Raw genomic sequence first — 15,012 nt, forward strand, 5'->3', positions numbered from 1 at the left:
GCCGTTAAACTCACTAATGACGACTCTTAATACTATAGCAGATTAATTTAGTTCTGTCAACACCATTTTTAGATTTTTTTATTATTTTTATTAATTGTCAACTATTAACCTTATTTGAAAATAAAAAATCCTAAACAAAATTATCATTTAGGATTCTCTAATTAGCTCTTTTCTAAATTTTTGTATTATTCTTTTTTCTATTCTAGAAACTGTCATCTGTGAAACACCCAATTCTTTCGCAATACTATCTTGAGTTTTTTGTTTAAAATACCTATCTTTAAGAACCTTCTTTTCAGTATCATCTAACTTGTCTATAGTACTAGTTAAAAAGTCAATATTTTCAATTTTATTAAAATACTCATCGTCTTCACCTATTAACTCTCCAAGATTTATATCTTTATCATCTCCATCACCTTCAATAGATAAATCTAAAGATTTTGGATTATAAACTTTACTTGCTTCCATAGCTTCTAATACTTCTTCAGAAGTACAATCCAAATATTCTGCAATATCTTTTACAGTCGGTGTTCTTTGTAATTTTTGAGTAAGCAAAATTTTTGAATTATTAATTTTTTTAGAAAGTTCTTGTATTCTTCTTGGAACTCTAATTGTCCAACCTTTATCCCTAAAATATTTTTTTATTTCACCAATTATAGTAGGAGTAGCAAAACTTGAAAATTCATATCCTTTTTCTATATCATACCTATCAATTGCATAAATTAGACCAATACAAGCAACTTGATAAATATCATCGTATTCTATACCTCTATTTGCATACTTTTTAGATAATATTTCAGCAATATATAAATGTCTTCTTACTAATTCATCTCTAATATCTTTTCTTTTATTATGGCTAAATTCTTTAAACAAAGCTTTAGTTTCAATGTTTTTTAAATTGTTTATTTGATTTCTAATAACCTGATCTTTCACTGTCATTTAGAATCATCCTCTATTATTTTTTATCATTTTGATTTCTTTTTGTCTTTCGTTATTAATTATTATTTCAACTTCATCCATAAGAGATTTAATAATAAATAATCCCAGTTCTTTTTCTTTAGATTTCTCAGAGTTAATTTCAAAAGATTTTTGATTTTCAGATGAAATTGAAGAATTTTTTACTTTCATTTCTAACCTATCATTATAAATACTAAATTCAATATCTAAATTATTAACTCCCATATCATTTTTTAAAACACAAGTACACGCTTCAGCTATAGCAACCTTTATATCCTCAATATCTTCAACATTAAAACCTATTCTATTTGCTACCGCTGAAGCAGTAAGTCTTACAACACTTACATATTCAGGCTTATCTGGTATAGTAAGATATATACGATCAATTTTATTATCTTGAATATTACTATTAGACACCTTAATATCACTCCTTAATAATAAATACCTTGTTTAAACCAGTTATATCAAAAAGTTTCATGATGTTAGGTTTAATTTTTTCAATGATGACATTTTTCTCGTTTTGCTTAACTTTTTTTAAAATTCCAATCAGTACACCTAATCCAGTACTATCTATATAATCTAAATCCTCTCCATTTATAATAATGTCTGCCATTTTCTCATCAACAATATCATTTAGAATTTTTTTAAATTGAGGAGAACTATATATATCTACTTCGCCTATTGGCCTTATAATCCAGCTAGAATTATCCTCACTAAAACTTTTAATTACTTCTAAAGCCATAATCATCCTCCTATTCCCTTGTATTTTACATACACTTTACTACTATTGTTTATATATTTCAATAAAAAAAATGCAAATCCTTCAAAATAATAATCAAAAATATATAAAATTAAAAAATTACATAATTACTACAGGCATAAAAGGCTCAAAATTTAATAACAAAAAAATCCCTAAAAAAGGGATTTTTTATTGCTATATTCTATACTTCTTCCGGTATAACTTTAGCTAATGCTACAACTTTATCTTGTTCTACCATCTTCATAAGAGTTACACCTTGGGTATTTCTTCCCATTTCTGATATTCCAGAAACCCTTAATCTAATAATAATACCAGATAAGCTAATTATCATAATCTCATCATCATCATTAACTACTTTTGCTCCAACTACTTTACCTGTCCTATCTTTTATATTGTAAGTTTTTATACCCTTGCCTGCTCTTGATTGAACCCTATATTCATCGATAGGAGTTCTTTTACCATATCCAAATTCACTAATAACAAGTAAATCTTTCCCTTCTTCCACAAGATTCATACTTACTAGAATATCATCATTATCTAAATTAATAGCTTTTACACCCATTGCATTTCTTCCCATATCTCTTACATCTTTTTCATTAAATCTTATTGCCATTCCTTTTTGTGTAACTAATATTAGCTCTGATTCTCCTTTAGTAAGTTTAACACCTATTAATTCATCATTTTCTTTTAGCTTTATTGCAATAAGACCACTTTTTCTTATAGACTTAAATTGATCAAGCTTTGTTTTTTTTATTATACCATTTTTAGTCACTAAAACTAAGTTATAATGAGGTACATATTCTTTTATAGGTATTACTGCAGTTATTTTTTCATTTGAATTTAGTTCAAGAAGATTAATTATAGCTGTACCTTTTGCTTGTCTCTTTGCTTCAGGTATTTCATAGGTTTTTAAGCTATATACCTTTCCTAAACTGGTAAAAAATAAAAGAGTATCGTGAGTAGAGGTAATAAACAAGCTTTCAACAAAATCATTATCCCTAGTTGTAAGCCCAGTAACCCCCTTGCCACCTCTATTTTGTATCTTATATGTGTTCTCAGGTATTCGCTTTATATATCCGTAATGAGTTAAAGTAATAACTACATTTTGTTCTTCTATCATATCTTCAATATTTATTTCATCTACTGAAGGTACTATCTGAGTTTTTCTTTCATCATTATATTTTTCTTTTATTTCTAATAATTCATCTCTAATGATCTTGTATATTAATCTTTCATTTGCAAGTATTTCTCTATATTTATTTATCAATTTTATCAATTCTTCATATTCTTGTTCAATCTTTTCCCTTTCTAAACCAGTAAGCTTCTGTAATCTCATATCAAGTATTGCTTGAGCTTGTTTTTCAGATAAAGCAAAATTTTCCATTAATCCATCTTTTGCTTCTTTTGCATTCCTAGAACTTCTTATTAATTTAATTACAGCGTCTATATTATCCAATGCTATTTTTAAACCTTCTAATATATGCGCTTTTTCTTCTGCTTTATTTAAATCATATGTAGTTCTTCTAGTTATAACTTCTTTTTGATGATCCAAATAATATCTTATTATTTGTTTTAAATTTAGAACTTTAGGTGTATCATTAACTAATGCAATCATTATTATACTAAAAGTATCCTGAAGTTGAGTATGTTTAAACAAATTATTTAACACAACATTAGGATTTGAATCCCTTTTTAATTCTATTACTATTCTCATACCATTTCTATCAGATTCATCCCTTAACCCAGATATTCCTTCAATTTTTTTGTTCTTTACAAGTTCAGCAATTTTCTCAATAAGCCTTGCTTTATTAACTTGATATGGTATTTCTTTAACTATTATCCTGCTTTTTCCCTTATCCGTCTGTTCTATTTCTGTTTTTGCTCGAACTATAATTTTTCCTTTTCCTGTTCTATATGCTGATTTTATCGCATCAGTTCCCATTATAATAGCCCCAGTAGGAAAATCTGGGCCTTTTATTTCTTCTATTAAATCATCAACAGTTATTTCAGGATTATCTATCATTTTTATTATTCCATCTATTACTTCACCTAAATTATGTGGAGGTATTGAAGTAGCCATTCCTACAGCTATTCCTGAAGAACCATTAACTAATAGGTTAGGAAATCTACTTGGCAATACCTTAGGTTCTTTTAATGTTTCATCAAAATTTGGTCTATAATCAACCGTATCTTTATCAATATCTCTAAGCATTTCAGTTGCAATCTTAGACATTCTCGCTTCAGTATAACGCATTGCTGCAGCTCCGTCACCATCGATAGATCCAAAGTTTCCATGTCCATCTACTAAAAGATATCTAGTAGAAAAATCTTGAGCCATTCTTACCATTGCATCATATACTGCACTATCACCGTGAGGATGATATTTACCTAATACATCACCTACTATACGAGCAGATTTTCTGTGTGGTTTATCTGGTGTAAGATTTAATTCGTTCATCGCATATAAAATTCTTCTGTGAACAGGCTTTAAGCCATCTCTAACATCTGGTAAAGCTCTACTAATTATTACACTCATAGCATAGTCAAGATATGATTTTTTCATTTCATCTTCTATATCTATTGGCTTAATTCTACGTTCTTCGTTATTCATCTTTTTCCTCCTTACCGACTAGTTGTTCAAACTTTATAATTATATGTCTAGATTTTTTACATACTTAGCATTTTCTTGAATAAAATTTCTCCTTGGAGCAACTTTATCTCCCATAAGCGTAGTAAATATTTCGTCTGCTGCCATTGCATTTTCGACTGTAACTTGAAATAGTATTCTTTTTTCTGGGTCCATAGTTGTTTCCCATAATTGTTCAGGATTCATCTCTCCAAGACCTTTATATCTTTGGATTGAATATCCACTTCTGCCTATTTCGTTTAAAATATCATCAAGTTCTTTATCGCTATAAGCATAGTATTCTGACTTTCCTTTTTTTATTTTATAAAGAGGAGGTTGAGCTATATATACATGTCCTTTTTCAATTAGAGGCTTCATGTATCTATAAAAGAATGTTAAAAGTAGAGTTCTAATATGAGCACCGTCCACATCAGCATCTGTCATAATTACTATTTTTCCGTATCTTAATTTCTTTTCATCAAATTCGTCACCTATGCCACAACCAAAAGCGGTTATCATAGCTTTTATCTCTTCATAGTTTAAAATTCTATCAAGTCTAGCTTTCTCTACGTTCATTATTTTACCTCTTAATGGTAAAATAGCTTGTATATTTCTATCCCTTCCTTGTTTAGCAGAACCACCTGCTGAATCACCCTCTACTAAAAAAACCTCAGTTTTTGAAGCATCTTGTTCTGCACAATCAGCTAGTTTTCCAGGTAAAGTCATACTATCTAAAGCATTTTTTCTTCTAGTTAGCTCTCTAGCTTTTCTCGCAGCTTCTCTTGCTCTTGAAGCTCTAATAGCTTTATCTATTATAATCCTAGCTTCTTTTGGATTTTCTTCTAGGTATCTGGATATATATTCAGAAACGACATTATCTACTATACCCCTAGTTTCACTATTGCCTAATTTAGTCTTTGTCTGGCCTTCAAATTGAGGATTTGAAAGTTTAACAGAAAGAACTGCTGTTAACCCTTCTCTTATATCCTCACCTGTGAGATTTTCATCCTTTTCTTTTAATATATTATTTTTTCTACAATAATCATTTACAACTCTAGTTAATGCTGATTTTAATCCACTTAAATGAGTACCACCTTCTTGAGTATTTATGTTATTAGCAAAAGTAAATATGTTTTCACTATAACTGTCAGTATATTGCATAGACAATTCTACTATATGATTGTCTTTTTCAACTTCAAAATAAATAATATCTTTCTGTATAGGATTTCTATTTCTGTTTAAATGTTTTACAAATGCCTTAATTCCACCTTCATAGTGAAAATCTCTTTTTTTACCACCTATTTTATCTTCTAAAATTATTCTTACACCTTTGTTTAAAAAAGCCAATTCTCTTAATCTATGTTCAAGTACTTCAAATTTAAAATCAACTTCATCGAATATTTGTTTATCAGGTTTAAATGTTATTGATGTACCAGTATCTTCAGCTTCTCCTATAACTTCTAAACTCGTTTTTGGTTTTCCTCTTTCATATACTTGTTTATATTCTTTCCCATTTCTCTTTATTTTAACTTCAAGTCTTTCAGATAATGCATTTACTACTGAAACACCAACACCATGTAATCCACCAGAAACTTTATATGCACTATTATCAAATTTACCTCCTGCATGAAGTACCGTTAAAACCGTTTCAACAGTAGATTTTCCTGTTTTTGGGTGTATTTCTACTGGTATACCACTACCATTATCGATAACTGTTACAGATCCATCTTCATTCATAGATACGTATATCCTATCACATACACCTGCAAGAGCTTCATCTATACTATTATCTACAACTTCATAAACAAGATGATGTAATCCTTTTGTACCAGTACTTCCTATGTACATTCCTGGTCTCTTTCTAACAGGTTCTAATCCTTCTAACACTTGTATTTGTTCTGCGCCATAGTTTCTTTTGTTTGCAACCATTTAATACACCTCAATTCCTTTTATAATTCATTTTCGTTTATTAGTCCAGCCCTCTTAAATAAAGTGCCAGATGATATATTTGAGCTATATATTATACTTTTTCTAACCTTTTTCTTTTCTTTTTTCTGATTAATAAGTTTTTCAGTTACTATATAAGATTTAATATCACCATCTACTATATTTTTAATAAATCCTTCTTCCTCTGCTGTATGGAAAAAATTAATAGTATCTTTAGATTCAAACGCAGTTTTTTTATCTATTATTGCTATAATATCTTTTAATGGAATAATAATATCATTGCCTAAATGTAAAAACATCTCTTTGCCTCCTTATTTTTTTAGTACATTTCCTTCTTTTATATAAAAAACACTCTTATTTTTAGAATCTAAACCTTCAATATCTATATTATCTGTAGAAGTTATTATAGTTTGCATATTTTTAAATGTAGATACAAGATATTTTCTTCTATTTGGATCAAGTTCAGATAGGACATCATCTAAAAGTAAAACTGGATATTCTCCAGTAATTGATTTTATAAGTTCAACCTCTGCAAGTTTTAATGATAAAGCTGCTGTTCTCTGTTGGCCTTGGGAGCCAAAAGATCTACAATTTATTCCATTTATATATACATACATATCGTCCCTATGAGGACCAATTTCTGTTATTCCTTTATCTATATCTCTTTTCAAGTTTTCTTTAAGCTTTTTATATAAACTTTTTCTCAAAAAACTTTTGCTTATTTCTTTAAAGTTTTCAAAAGATACATATTTTATGCTTAATTCTTCTTTATATCCGGTAATTTTGCTATGTATATCTTTGGATATTTCTAACAAATTATTTAAAAAATTTATTCTATCTTCAATAATTTGTGAACCATAATCTGATAACTGTTCATCCCATACATCTATCATATTACTATTGCTCTTTTTAAACTTAAAATTCTTTAACATATTATTTCTTTGATATAAAACCCTATGATACTTACTAATATTATATCTATATCTAGGCTTTATTTGGCTTATCTCAGTATCTAAAAAATTTCTTCTTTGACTAGGACCTTCTTTAATAAGTTTTAAATCTTCTGGTGAAAAAATCACTGTTTTTAGTTCCCCAACTAATTCTGATATTCTATTTAATTGTATTTTATTTAATCTTGCTTTTTTTGAATTCTCTTTGTCGTACTTTATCTCTATAAGTTTATTAAAAGATCCTTTTCTAAATTGAATACCAATATATGCTTTATTTTTACCTATATTAATCAAATCTTTATCATTACTTGTCCTATAAGATTTTCCATTTGAACAGATATAAATAGCTTCTAAAAGATTTGTTTTTCCCTGAGCATTATCTCCAAAAAAAATATTTATATTATCATTTAAATCTAAATTAAGTACTTTATAATTTCTAAAATTTATTAGCTTAACATTCTTTACATGCACTAATAGCACTCCTTCTATTTCAGAAGTTTTATAACCATATCCTATTTATTATTTATTATATCATTTTATCATTATCAATAAATATATTTATTTAACTAAATAACTACCTTTACCTTCTATATAAATCTTATCCCCACTCTTTATTTTTTTGCCTCTCTCATAAGTTATTTTTCCATTAACTTTTACCATTCCTTTTTTTATATATATCTTACTTTCTCCTCCAGTTTGAGATATACCAATATATTTAAGTAATTGATCTAGTTTTATATATTCAGTTTTTATTTTTATTTCACTCAACATTTAATCATCTCCTTAACAATTAGTAAGGCACCTACATATTATTTTAGGTGCCCTCAAGATTTAATCTTCAGCTGCTAATCTTACAGGTAATACTAGATAAGTATATGTATTATCACCGTACGGATTTATAATACATGGGTTTACATTACTTATAAAATGCATCATTATTTCTTCAGTATCTATTACTCTTATGCCTTCTAAAATATATTTAGAGTTAAATGCAATTTTTATGTCGTTTCCTTCTAATTCTATTGGTATTTCTTCATGTACATTTCCAATTTCAGAATTTGAAGTTATTATCATATTTTCGTCAGTTATATCAAGTTTAATTAAATTGTTTTTTCCTTCTCTTGCTAATAATGAAGCCCTTTCAATGCTTTCTCGTATATCCTTAGTTTTAACCTTAACTTTAGATTTATATTCATTTCTAATAATATCTTTATAATTAAGAAATTGACCTTCTAGTAATCTAGATACAATAATTGAATTATCTAAATCAAAAATTATGTGACTTTTTGCGACAGAAACAGTAACTAAAGAATCCTCATCATCTAAAATTTTATATAAATCATTTAAAGTTTTACCCGGTATAACTACTTTAATATCACTATCACAATCAACATTTATATTTTTTAATGTAAGCCTATATCCGTCCAATGCAACTAATGCTGCTTTATTATGATTAACCTCAAGTAAACATCCTGTTAATATTGGTCTTGTTTCATCTTGTGCGGTAGCAAAAATAGTTTGCCTTATCATAGTTTTTAATAAATCTTTTGGAATTTTAAAATTTACTTCGTTATCTATCTTAGGAAGATCTGGGTATTCTAAAGCTGGTTGTCCAATTAAACTAAATCTTGAATTTCCGCACCTTATGTCAATATTATTATTTTGTTTACTTTCTATAATTATTGGTAAATTTGGAAGTTTTCTTATTATATCGCCAAATATTTTTGATGATATAACAATTTCACCTTCATCAATAACTTCACAATCAACAGATACTTTTATTCCAATTTCCAAATCTGTTCCTGTTAGATTTAGTTTACCATTATAAGCTTCTAAAAGAATACCGCTAAGTATTGGAAGTGTTGTTTTATTTGTTATTCCTTTTTGAACTATATTAACACATTTTGATAGCTCTTCTTGTGATATATTTATTTTCAACTGTGGATAACCTCCTTTTTGATAAAAATTATAATAATAATACTAAACATTAGTAGTAATAGTAATAGTTGTTGTTAATATGTGGATAAGTAATTTCAAAGTTGAAATTTAAAGAAAAAAACATGTTAATAAAATGTTTAAAACCCTACACTAGTTATACACATATTAAGAGATTTTTATAAATTTTTTATTTATTATAACTTATTAACAAAATATTAACATATATATTAACATATAATTGTAGATTAATTTCCTTTTATTTCTTTAATTAGGTTTTGGATTTTTATATTGATTTCATTATTATTTTTTATATCAGATGATATTTTGTCATATGCATGTATAACTGTTGTGTGGTCTCTGCCACCAAACTCGTCACCAATCTTAGGAAGAGATAAATCAGTAAGTTCTCTACACAAGTACATGGCTATTTGGCGAGGATACGAAATTGATCTAGACCTTTTTTTGGAATTAAAATCTTCAATTTTAATATTAAAATTCTTTGCAACAATTTCTTTAATGAGTTCAGGAGTTATTTCTCTAGGTTTTGTATTCGATATTATATCTTTTAGTGCTTCTGTAGCTAAATCTACTGTGACTTTTTTATTGGTTAGAGATGAATAAGCTACTATCCTGATTAGAGCTCCTTCTAGTTCTCTTATGTTTGATTGTATTTTAGTAGCAATGTAGAGCATTACATCATTTGATACATCAATATTTTCAACTTTAGCTTTCTTTCTTAGTATAGCAATTCTTGTTTCTAAATCAGGAGGTTGTATATCTGCTATAAGTCCCCACTCGAATCTAGACCTTAGTCTATCCTCTAGAGTAGGAATTTCTTTTGGTGGTCTATCACTAGATATTATTATTTGTTTATTTGCTTCATGAAGAGCATTAAAAGTATGGAAAAATTCTTCTTGCGTTCTTTCTTTTCCAGCTATAAATTGTATATCATCTACTAAAAGTACATCTACATTTCTGTATTTGTTTCTAAATTCTACATTTCTATCATCTCTTATTGAATTAATCAATTCATTTGTGAATTTTTCCGAAGAAACATAAACAACGCTTGCTTTTGGATTTTGATTTAATATGTAATGTCCAATAGCGTGCATTAGATGTGTTTTACCTAGTCCAACACCTCCATATATGAATAAAGGATTATACGCTTTAGCAGGAGCTTCTGCAACTGCTAGAGAGGCTGCATGAGCAAATCTATTGCTATTTCCTATTACAAATGTATCAAATGTATATTTTGGATTAAGTTGAGCTCTTGGGGAGTTGTTTTCTATTATTGAGGTTTGTGTAGTTTGTCCAAAATAGTTATTTATTTCTTCTCCAGGTATTAGAAATTTTATTTCAAAATCTATATTTGTTACTTGCTTTAAAGCATTTTTTATTAGTGTTTGATATCTAGCTTCAAGAATACCTTTAGTAAATTCATTAGGTACTCCTAAAAGAATAATATTATCTGTTAACGAAAGTGGTTCTATAGTTTTTAACCAAGTATTAAAGCTTACTTCAGTTAATTCAGTTTTTATTAATTTTAGAGATTCATTCCATATATTCTCTAAATTAAGCCCCATCTCTATTAAACCTCCTATTCAATGTTTGATTATATCCAATATTAGGTAAAATTATAACCTTTTTTATTAAAGCTAAAAATAAAATGATTGATATAAACAGAATTATCCACAAAAATAAATTATAATAATGAATAAATTTATATAAATGGGATAAGATAAAAATTGTGGATAAGCTGTTAATAATACATTGTTTTGATTGTTAATTTATTTTTTATCTGTACATATTAACATGATTGTGAATTAATATAACACATAAATGTGAAAAACTAATTATTTGATTTGTAAGAAAGGAAGATAAAATATATAAATAACTAGCAACTTATACACAATTTATCCACAAACTGTGTATAAATCTTAATATTGTTTATATTTAATCCACATGCTTATTTAATAATAGCAAATTTAATATAAATTATCAACATAACATATAAAGATATCCACAAAATTAACAACCTGTTTATTAATGTTAATAATCACGATTATCATATAATTTCTTGACAATACATTAGAATATAACTATAATCAATAGTAGTGTCTACTTTTTTTGAAAGAGAATTTTTACTTGTTATATATTTTCATGCTATCTGAAGGGGGTGTGTTATCGTGAAAAGAACTTATCAACCAAAAAAAAGACAAAGAAGTAAAGAGCACGGTTTCCGTAAAAGAATGATGACTAAATCTGGGAGAGAAGTGTTAAAAAGACGTAGAAGAAAGGGCAGAGTTAGATTGACAGCATAAGGCCGCATATGTGGCCTTTTTATTCAATATAGGAAATTAAGGGGCTTTTTAATGATTAAAAAAGATGAAAGATTAAAAAACAATAGAGATTTTAGAAAAGTATACAATTTAGGTAAATCGTATGGTAATAAATTTTTAGTGCTATTTTTAATTAAAAATAATTTATCATATAATAGAGTAGGTTTTTCCATTAGTAAAAAGTTAGGAAATAGTGTAGTAAGAAACAAAGTTAAAAGGAGAATAAAAGAAGCATATAGATTAAATAAAAACGATATAAAAACTGGTTATGATATAATATTACTAGCTAGGGTAAATGCTAAGAATGTTGGTTATAAAGAGATTGAGAGTGCTTTATTGCATTTAATAAGAATATCTGGTTTGAAAAAAGGTGGATAATGTGAAAAAATTACTAATTTTTTTAGTAAGGATTTATCAAAAATATATTTCTAGATTTACAGTGAGAAGTTGTAGATTTTACCCTACATGTTCAGAATATTGTATACAAGCTTTAGATAAATATGGTTTATTAAAGGGTTTATTCTTAAGTGTAAAGCGAATTTTAAGATGTAATCCCTTTAATCCCGGAGGATACGATCCTTTAAAATAATAAGGGGGTTAGTTAATGATAGATATTTTTGCTCGTCCCTTAGGGGCTTTATTGAAATTGATTTTTAATTTTGCTATGAATATTGGTCTGGAATCTGTGCATATATCTGCATATGCTGTAGCAATAATTATTACAACAATTATATTTAAGCTTATTCTACTTCCATTATCTTTAAAACAAACGAATTCTATGAAAAAAATACAAGAAATTCAACCTAAATTAGCAGAACTTCAGAAAAAGTACAAGAATGACCCACAGACTTTACAAGCAAAAACTATGGAGCTTTATAAAGAAAATAAAGTAAATCCTTTTGGTGGGTGTTTACCTCTCCTTATACAAATGCCTATAATTATTGCATTTTTTAGAGTCTTGCAAGATCCAGTACAATATGTTTTTAAAAATGAAGTGTTATATAACGAAATAAGTAAAGTATTTTTATGGATACCTAATTTAGAATTAGCAGATCCATTTTTGTGGGGATTACCTTTGATTGCTGCTGTAACAACATTTATACAGAGTAAGATGATGAATGTACAACAGGCTGATGCTGGAAATGAACAAGCTCAAAGAACTCAAAAAACTATGAATTACTTTTTTCCGATAATGATTTTTTGGTTTTCTAAATCTTTCCCGGCTGGATTAGCTTTATATTGGGTTATGGGTAATATTTTCCAGATTGTTCAACAATATATAACGAATAGGTCTTTAGTCAAAGTTAGGGAGGAGACGAAATAATCATGAAGTCTATTATAAAGACATCTAAGACGGTTGAAGAAGCTTTAAAATTAGCTTTAGACGAGATGAATGCAGATAAAGATGATGTTACTGTGGAGGTTTTGGATGAACCGAGTAAAGGTTTATTTGGATTTATTGGTGCTAAGGACGCTAGAGTTAAAGTTACTTTAACAAATGACCCGGTTGAAATTGCTGATAAATTTTTAAATGATGTTCTTAGTAAAATGCATATAAAAGCTGAAAATATTATAAAAAGAAAATCTAATTATTTATATGTTAATATTAAAGGAAGCAATAGTTCAGATATGGGAATACTGATAGGTAAAAGAGGAAATACTTTGGATTCTTTACAATTTTTATTAAATTTGGTTGTTAACAAAGGTAGGGAAAATCATATAAAGGTTATAGTTGATACTGAAGATTATAGAAGAAAAAGAGAAGAGACACTTATACGATTAGCAGAAAAAATGGCTATAAAAGTTAAGAATCAAAAAAAAGCTATAAAACTTGAGCCTATGAATCCATATGAAAGAAGGATAATTCATTCTGCTTTGCAGGAAAGTTCTTATGTTAAAACTTATAGTGAAGGTGATGAACCTTATAGAAGAGTAGTAATAGAACTTAAATAGTTGAGTAAATTTGATCAAAAATTTTCATAAAGTTTACTCAGTTAATAAAACCCAGTAATATTACTGGGTTTGTGTTTTGTTTTTTATTATTTGGTATAATATTTAAATAGATGTATTTTTATATTTATAATATATTGGAGGTGGGATAGTGGATATTGACACTATAGCTGCCATATCTACTGCACCAGGAGAAGCAGGGATTGGGATTATAAGGTTAAGTGGTAGTGATGCTATAGATATAGCAAGCAAGATTTTTAAAGGTAAAAAAGTTAACAATTTAAAGTTTGCTGAAGAAAGAAAAATGACATATGGTTATATAATTGATCCTTCTAATAATAGTAAAATTGATGAAGTGCTGATTGTATATATGAAAGGCCCACATACTTACACTAGAGAAGATATAGTTGAGATTAATTGTCATGGTGGTATTATACCTTCAAGAAAAATATTAGAGTTAGTATTAAAAAATGGGGCACGTTTAGCTGAACCAGGAGAATTTACAAAACGGGCATTTTTAAATGGAAGATTAGATTTAGCTCAAGCAGAAGCTGTTATGGATTTAATAAGAGCTAAGACAGATAAAAGTTATGATATTTCTTTAAATCAATTAGATGGTAGATTATCTTCTGAGGTAAATCAAATTAGAGATATTTTATTAAATATGCTTGCACATATAGAAGCAGCTATAGATTTTCCTGAAGATGAAGTTGATGAATTACAGTATGAAGATTTTATTAATAAAGCTAAAAATGTATTAAATAGAATAGAAAAACTGATTTCAACTGCAGATACTGGAAAAATATTACGTGAAGGTTTAAAAACAGTTATCCTAGGTAAACCAAATGTAGGTAAATCATCTTTAATGAATGCTATTTTAAGGGAAAATAGAGCTATAGTAACAGACATACCTGGTACTACTAGAGATATAATTGAAGAATATGTTAATATTAATGGAATACCACTAAAAATAATTGATACTGCTGGAATAAGAGAAACAAGTGATTTAGTTGAAAAAATAGGAGTGGAAAAAGCTAAAGATTCTGTAGATAAGGCAGAATTAGTTATTGCAGTTTTTGATGCTTCAAAAGAAATTTCAAAAGATGATTTAAATATAATCAAAATTATTAAGAATAAAAATGCTATAATATTGTTCAATAAAACTGATTTACCAAATAAATTTAATATTAATGATTTAGAAAAACTTCTTCCAGATAAAAAAATTATAAAATCATCGATAATTAATGGTGTAGGCTTAGATACTCTTGAAAAAGCAATTGAGGAAATGTTTTTAATTGGAAAGGTTAAAATTAATGAAGATGTAATTGTTAATAATGTTCGTCATAAAAATCAGCTAATTAAAGCGAAATCTAATATTTTAGATGCTTTGAACTCTTTAAACATGAAGATGCCTATTGATTGTATAGAAGTAGATTTAAAGAATTGCTGGAGTAATTTAGGTGAGATTACTGGTGATACTGTAGCAGAAAATATTATAGATAAGATATTTGAGAATTTTTGCATAGGGAAATAATTAGGGAGGAAATA

The 15,012-nt window shown here is 27.4% G+C and carries 16 protein-coding genes; 6 read left to right on the top strand and 10 right to left on the bottom strand.

Going from position 1 to position 15,012, the window contains the following annotated elements:
* Nucleotides 1-147: 147 nt before the first annotated feature.
* From ACZ41D_RS01240 to dnaA, 10 genes are all read right to left on the bottom strand, one after another.
* Nucleotides 148-936 (bottom strand): SigB/SigF/SigG family RNA polymerase sigma factor, encoded by a 789-nt coding sequence (locus ACZ41D_RS01240; RefSeq protein WP_464152114.1) that lies wholly within the window; start codon nucleotides 934-936, stop codon nucleotides 148-150.
* Nucleotides 937-942: 6 nt separating this feature from the next.
* Nucleotides 943-1,371 (bottom strand): ATP-binding protein, encoded by a 429-nt coding sequence (locus ACZ41D_RS01245; RefSeq protein ID WP_464152115.1) that lies wholly within the window; start codon nucleotides 1,369-1,371, stop codon nucleotides 943-945.
* 7 nt (nucleotides 1,372-1,378) lie between these two features.
* A complete protein-coding gene (locus tag ACZ41D_RS01250) occupies nucleotides 1,379-1,696 on the bottom strand; it encodes an STAS domain-containing protein (protein WP_464152116.1) in 318 nt (105 codons plus the stop codon).
* 199 nt (nucleotides 1,697-1,895) lie between these two features.
* On the bottom strand, nucleotides 1,896-4,325 hold the full coding sequence (gyrA, locus tag ACZ41D_RS01255) for a DNA gyrase subunit A (RefSeq protein WP_464152117.1): 2,430 nt from the start codon (nucleotides 4,323-4,325) through the stop codon (nucleotides 1,896-1,898).
* A gap of 39 nt (nucleotides 4,326-4,364) precedes the next feature.
* Entirely contained in the window at nucleotides 4,365-6,269 is a 1,905-nt protein-coding gene (gyrB, locus tag ACZ41D_RS01260; protein ID WP_464152118.1) for a DNA topoisomerase (ATP-hydrolyzing) subunit B, read from the bottom strand.
* Nucleotides 6,270-6,289: 20 nt separating this feature from the next.
* A complete protein-coding gene (gene remB, locus ACZ41D_RS01265) occupies nucleotides 6,290-6,586 on the bottom strand; it encodes an extracellular matrix regulator RemB (RefSeq protein WP_464152119.1) in 297 nt (98 codons plus the stop codon).
* A 12-nt stretch (nucleotides 6,587-6,598) separates the two neighbouring features.
* Nucleotides 6,599-7,708, bottom strand: coding sequence for a DNA replication/repair protein RecF (gene recF / locus ACZ41D_RS01270; protein WP_464152120.1), 1,110 nt, complete (start codon nucleotides 7,706-7,708; stop codon nucleotides 6,599-6,601).
* An 87-nt stretch (nucleotides 7,709-7,795) separates the two neighbouring features.
* On the bottom strand, nucleotides 7,796-8,008 hold the full coding sequence (locus tag ACZ41D_RS01275; protein ID WP_464152121.1) for an RNA-binding S4 domain-containing protein: 213 nt from the start codon (nucleotides 8,006-8,008) through the stop codon (nucleotides 7,796-7,798).
* Between the two features lie 60 nt (nucleotides 8,009-8,068).
* On the bottom strand, nucleotides 8,069-9,175 hold the full coding sequence (gene dnaN, locus ACZ41D_RS01280) for a DNA polymerase III subunit beta (protein ID WP_464152122.1): 1,107 nt from the start codon (nucleotides 9,173-9,175) through the stop codon (nucleotides 8,069-8,071).
* A gap of 245 nt (nucleotides 9,176-9,420) precedes the next feature.
* Entirely contained in the window at nucleotides 9,421-10,758 is a 1,338-nt protein-coding gene (gene dnaA, locus ACZ41D_RS01285) for a chromosomal replication initiator protein DnaA (protein WP_464152123.1), read from the bottom strand.
* A 603-nt stretch (nucleotides 10,759-11,361) separates the two neighbouring features.
* On the opposite strand from dnaA, the gene rpmH reads away from it, so the two are divergent.
* The 6 genes from rpmH to mnmE all read left to right on the top strand — a co-directional run bounded on the left by rpmH (nucleotide 11,362) and on the right by mnmE (nucleotide 14,998).
* Nucleotides 11,362-11,496, top strand: a complete 135-nt coding sequence (gene rpmH, locus ACZ41D_RS01290; RefSeq protein ID WP_464152124.1) for a 50S ribosomal protein L34 — start codon at nucleotides 11,362-11,364, stop codon at nucleotides 11,494-11,496.
* A 51-nt stretch (nucleotides 11,497-11,547) separates the two neighbouring features.
* On the top strand, nucleotides 11,548-11,892 hold the full coding sequence (gene rnpA / locus ACZ41D_RS01295; protein WP_464152125.1) for a ribonuclease P protein component: 345 nt from the start codon (nucleotides 11,548-11,550) through the stop codon (nucleotides 11,890-11,892).
* A gap of 1 nt (nucleotide 11,893) precedes the next feature.
* Nucleotides 11,894-12,103: a membrane protein insertion efficiency factor YidD gene (gene yidD, locus ACZ41D_RS01300; protein WP_464152126.1), complete on the top strand. Its 210-nt coding sequence runs from the start codon at nucleotides 11,894-11,896 to the stop codon at nucleotides 12,101-12,103.
* Nucleotides 12,104-12,118: 15 nt separating this feature from the next.
* Nucleotides 12,119-12,838 (top strand): YidC/Oxa1 family membrane protein insertase, encoded by a 720-nt coding sequence (locus tag ACZ41D_RS01305; protein WP_464152127.1) that lies wholly within the window; start codon nucleotides 12,119-12,121, stop codon nucleotides 12,836-12,838.
* 2 nt (nucleotides 12,839-12,840) lie between these two features.
* Entirely contained in the window at nucleotides 12,841-13,467 is a 627-nt protein-coding gene (gene jag, locus ACZ41D_RS01310) for an RNA-binding cell elongation regulator Jag/EloR (RefSeq protein WP_464152128.1), read from the top strand.
* 148 nt (nucleotides 13,468-13,615) lie between these two features.
* Complete coding sequence (gene mnmE, locus ACZ41D_RS01315) at nucleotides 13,616-14,998, top strand: tRNA uridine-5-carboxymethylaminomethyl(34) synthesis GTPase MnmE (RefSeq protein WP_464152129.1); 1,383 nt, start codon at nucleotides 13,616-13,618, stop codon at nucleotides 14,996-14,998.
* The last annotated feature ends 14 nt before the right edge of the window (nucleotides 14,999-15,012 follow it).

It is taken from the genome of Brassicibacter thermophilus (assembly GCF_055378355.1).